A 4,415-nucleotide genomic window follows, 5' to 3' on the forward strand; every position below is an offset into this window, starting at 1 on the left:
GTCATACCCCCGGCACTAGGACCTGGGCGTGTCCAGAGCGTCTCGACCTCGCCGAAAACCGTGCGCGGGCGCCGCAGGCGCCACACACACAAGCATCAGAGGCTCTGCGGCGACCCGCGCCTCCTTATGCAAGCTGTCTGACATCGCGGGATCGACGAAACTCCGAAGCCGAGAGGCCCGGAGCGCCCGCGCGCGCCCCTCATCAAGCGCCGCGCTTATGTCCCGGCCTTGAGCCGGGACCCATCCGCCTCGGCGGGCGCAGGACGCCCGGCGCCGGCGACGTCCATCCGGGTCGCGCGGCGCAAAATAGGTCCCGGCTCAAGGCCGGGACATCAGGGCGGCGCCGCGACTTCCCCCTTGTCACAAGGGGAGGGATAGGGCCGGCGCCGTCCGAGCCACACATCGGCGAACCGCGGCGCAAAATGGGTCCCGGCTCAAGGCCGGGGCATGGCGGCGGTGCCTCAGCCGAGCGTCACCGCCGTTCCCGAGGCCGTCACCATCAGCATCGAGCCTTCCTTGCCGACCGTCTCGTAGTCGAGGTCGACGCCGATGACGGCGTTCGCGCCGCGCGCCTTGGCCTCGTCGGCCATGTCGTCGAGCGCGATGTCGCGGGCGCGCTTCAGCTCCTTCTCATAGGAGCCGGCGCGGCCGCCGACGATGTCGCGGATCGCGGCGAACATGTCCCGGAAGACATTCGCGCCAAGGATCGCCTCGCCCGAGACCAGTCCGTGATACTGGACGATCCGGTGGCCCTCGACGGTCGCGGTGGTGGTGATCAGCATCTTTTCGGCGCTCCTCGGCGTTTCGAACTCCGACGCCTGAGATAGGCGCCCGCGCCTCGGGAAAAAGGATGGCGCCGGGCGTCACCCTCCGATCCGGATCGAGACCTCACTGGTCTTGAGCGGCTTGCCGGCGCGAAGAATCTCGGTGGCCGCGCGATAGATCCCCGCCGGCCAGCCCTCCGCCGGCCGCTTGCGGCCCCCCNCCCCGCCGGCCAGCCCTCCGCCGGCCGCTTGCGGCCCGCGAAGGCCGACCACTGGGCCTTGGGCTTGTCGGCCGGCGGGACCTCGTTCTTCGCGAGCTCCCTGCCGTCGGGCGCGAGGAGGCTCAGCCGCAGGCCGTCGCCGCGGCCAAGCCCGATGACCCGGACATAGGCGACCAGCGCCGCCGGGTCGGCGCCGGGCTTCCGCGTCTCGACCGCGCCGCTTTCGATGTCGGCGGCCGGAACCGGGCCGTCCGAGAAGCCGGCGTTGAGGGCGAGCGGCGTGTCGATCCGCATCGCGGCCGCGGCGTCCGCGCTCCACGCCGCCTTCACCGTCTCGCAGGACGAGGACGGGCCGTCGGGCGCGTAGGGGTCGACCGGCTTGCCGTTGCGGCGGAGCGCGAAATGGAGATGCGGGAACTCGGTCAGCCCCGAAAGCCCGACGCGGCCGATCGTCTGGCCGCGCTTCACCTGGTCGCCCGTCTTCACGGCGATCGAGCCGTTCGCCATGTGGCAATATTGCGTGGACCACTCGGCGTCGTGGCGGATCATGACGCCGTTGCCGCATTCGACGTTTTTCAGCGCGTCGCGGCCGGCGCCCGCGATTCCGACATCCGCCATGCCGTCCCGCATGCCCAGGACGACGCCGTCGGCCGCGGCCTTCACCTCGACGCCGGCGCGCTGCGCGGCCATGGAGGGCAGGCGGACGTCGACGCCGTCATGCCCGTCATAGCCGAGCGCCTTGCACTCGAAGTCGCGGATCGCCGGACCCGGGTCGTGGTCGAACAGATTCTGCACGGGGCAGACCATCCCCGGCGGGCAGGCGACCGGCGCCGAGAGCTCGATCGCCTTTGCGGAAAAGGCGGGGACGGCGCAAAAAGCGAGGGCCGCGAGGGCGCGGCCCGGGGGTTTGGAGACCGTTCGCATGGCGAGACGCTAGCCCAGCCGGCGGACGCTCGTCACCTCGTCGCCCGCGCGGCGGATGCGTTCGATGGCCGACTGGAGCGGCTCGAGCGCGACCGCCATGGCCCACGCGTTGGCGTGGACCAGCGTGTCGCGGTCCCGCACGAAGGCCACGTGGCCCTTCCAGAACATCAGGTCGCCGGCGCGCGCCTCGGCGAGCGGCGCCTCGGTCCCGAGCGCCGCCTCCTGCATGTCGCTGTCGCGCGGCGCCTCGACGCCGCAGGCCGCGAGCGCGGTCTGGACGAGGGCCGAGCAGTCGAGGCCCAGGCTGGTGCGGCCGCCCCAGAGATAGGGCGCCCCGACGAAGCGCTCGGCGACCGCCACGGGGTCCGCCTCGAAGGCGTCGAGCGGCTTGAGGTGGCCCGCGACCGCATAGGCCCCGGTGTCCAGCACCGCGAACCGGTCCTCGAAATCGACGACCGAAACCCGCGCGCCCATGGAGAGCGCGTCGACCGGCGGCTGTTTGATCGAGGGACCCGGGAACAGCAGCGTCCGGATCGCTGCGACCCGGTGGGTCGCTCCGGGCCCGAGCTCGCCGCTCAGCGCGGCGGACGGCAGATAGCCCACATAGCCGTCGGTCTTGAGCTGGCCCCAGGCCCAGCCTTCGAGCTCGTCATAGACCACGACTTCCTCGCCGAACAGGACCTCGGTGTCGAGCGGCGCGGAGGGCGCCGGCGCGCGCCGCAGGCCGGCGTGGCCGACCGCCACGCGCCGGGTCTCGCCCGCAACGAAACTGAGCGCCTCGACGCGGCCCTTGAGATGCGCCGCGGCGACGTCGGGTCTGGCGGGGGTCAGGCGGGGATCGAGCGACATGGCTTTGAGGACCGTCATCCCGGACAACGCGCAAGCGCCGGGCCGGGATCGTGCGCAAGAAGAAGCGCTTCATTCGGATGGCGATCCCGGCTCTCCGCCGCCTCGCGCCTGCGGCCGGGATGACGAGCAGTCGTCATCCCCCATACCTTTCCTGCAGCAGCGCCATCAGCGCCCTTGCGCCCTGCACCTCGCCGCCCTCGGGGCGGCCGGGCTTCGCCGACGGGTTCCAGGCGAAGATGTCGAGATGCGCCCAGCTCTTCGCCTGCTCGACGAAGCGCCGCAGGAACAGCGCGGCCGTGATCGAGCCCGCGAAGGCACCGCCGGAGATGTGGTTCACGTCGGCGATCTTGGACGACAGCAGGTCGTCGTAAGCGTTCCAGAGCGGCATGCGCCACAGCGGGTCGTGCTCGGCCGCCGCGTGCCGCAGCAGGTCGTCGGCGAAGGCGTCGTCGTCGGTATAGAGCGGCGGCAGGTCCGGCCCGAGCGCGACGCGGGCCGCGCCGGTCAGCGTCGCGGCGTCCACCAGGATCTCGGGCGCCTCGGCGTCCGCGAGCGCGAGCGCGTCGGCCAGCACCAGGCGGCCTTCGGCGTCGGTGTTGCCGATCTCGACGTTCAGGCCCTTGCGGCTCGGGATGACGTCGCCCGGCCGGAACGCGTTGCCCGAGATCGCGTTCTCCACGGCGCCGACGATCAGCCGGAGCCGCACGGGCAGCTTCGCGCCCATGATCATGGCGGCGAGCGCGATCATGGCGGCCGATCCGCCCATGTCCTTCTTCATCAGCAGCATGCCGGAGGACGGCTTGATGTCGAGCCCGCCGGTGTCGAACACCACACCCTTGCCCACGAGGGTGACCCTGGGATGGCCGGCCTCGCCCCAGACGAGGTCCACGATCCGGGGGGCACGAGTCGAGGCGCGGCCCACGGCGTGGACGAGCGGAAAGTTCTGCTCGAGCAGATCGTCGCCGGCGATCGAGGAGACCGCCGCGCCGTGCCGGGCCGCGAGCTCGCGGATGGCGGTCTCGAGCTCCTCCGGACCGAGATCGTTGGACGGGGTGTTGACGAGGTCGCGGCCGAGGCCGACGGCCTCGACCGTGCGGTCCAGCGCTTCGACGTCCGCGCCGTCGGGCGCGGCCAGCCGGACGCCGTCATCCTCGCCCTTCTTGTACCGCCGGAACCGGTAGGACCCGAGCGCGAAGCCGAGGGCGGCGAGGCGCTGGTCGCCGACCGCGCCTTCGAAGCGGTAGCTTCCGGCCGGCAGCGCGCCGACCAGCTTGCCCGCAAGAAACGGATTCCTGACGCGCGCCTTGTCGCCCTCGACTCCGAACACGACGCCCGCCAGCGTTCCGTCGGCCCCCGGGATCAGAAGATGACGGCCCGCCGCGACCTCGAAGCCGGCGGGCCTCGCCCCACCCCGTGCGGCGTCCGGCGGAGGATCGCCCGCAGGCGTGAACCAGACCGGGATCGCGGCTTCGGAGGACGGGGCGAAGATCGAGCTCATCGGCGGGTCCGGTCGGATTTTCGGGGCGCACGTCATCGCACATTCGACGCCTGCTTGTCGCGGCCTTGAGGCGGGACCCATCCGGCGCCAAGCGCGCAGGGACAAGCGTCGTTCTCGACGCCGCGCCTCCATCGGCTGCATAGGATGGGGGCCCCCCCC

General features: G+C 72.1%; 4 protein-coding genes. All 4 read right to left on the minus strand.

Going from position 1 to position 4,415, the window contains the following annotated elements:
• Window positions 1-461: 461 nt before the first annotated feature.
• Entirely contained in the window at window positions 462-782 is a 321-nt protein-coding gene (locus tag EK403_RS11240) for a heavy metal-binding domain-containing protein (RefSeq protein WP_128777580.1), read from the minus strand.
• Window positions 776-1,909, minus strand: coding sequence for a M23 family metallopeptidase (locus EK403_RS11245; RefSeq protein WP_128777581.1), 1,134 nt, complete (start codon window positions 1,907-1,909; stop codon window positions 776-778). Before EK403_RS11245 ends, EK403_RS11240 begins: the two co-directional genes overlap by 7 nt.
• A gap of 9 nt (window positions 1,910-1,918) precedes the next feature.
• Window positions 1,919-2,776: a C40 family peptidase gene (locus EK403_RS11250; RefSeq protein WP_245479642.1), complete on the minus strand. Its 858-nt coding sequence runs from the start codon at window positions 2,774-2,776 to the stop codon at window positions 1,919-1,921.
• Between the two features lie 115 nt (window positions 2,777-2,891).
• Entirely contained in the window at window positions 2,892-4,256 is a 1,365-nt protein-coding gene (locus EK403_RS11255; protein WP_128777582.1) for a leucyl aminopeptidase family protein, read from the minus strand.
• Window positions 4,257-4,415: the final 159 nt, after the last annotated feature.

The organism is Hansschlegelia zhihuaiae (assembly GCF_004103825.1).
Taxonomy (GTDB): Bacteria; Pseudomonadota; Alphaproteobacteria; order Rhizobiales; family Methylopilaceae; genus Methylopila; species Methylopila zhihuaiae.

What these genes read in the sequence shown, in the direction of transcription:
- EK403_RS11240 (WP_128777580.1), bottom strand. Translation starts at nt 782, where the DNA reads ATGCTGATCACCACCACCGCGACCGTCGAGGGCCACCGGATCGTCCAG.
- EK403_RS11250 (WP_245479642.1), bottom strand. Translation starts at nt 2,776, where the DNA reads ATGACGGTCCTCAAAGCCATGTCGCTCGATCCCCGCCTGACCCCCGCC.
- EK403_RS11255 (WP_128777582.1), bottom strand. Translation starts at nt 4,256, where the DNA reads ATGAGCTCGATCTTCGCCCCGTCCTCCGAAGCCGCGATCCCGGTCTGG.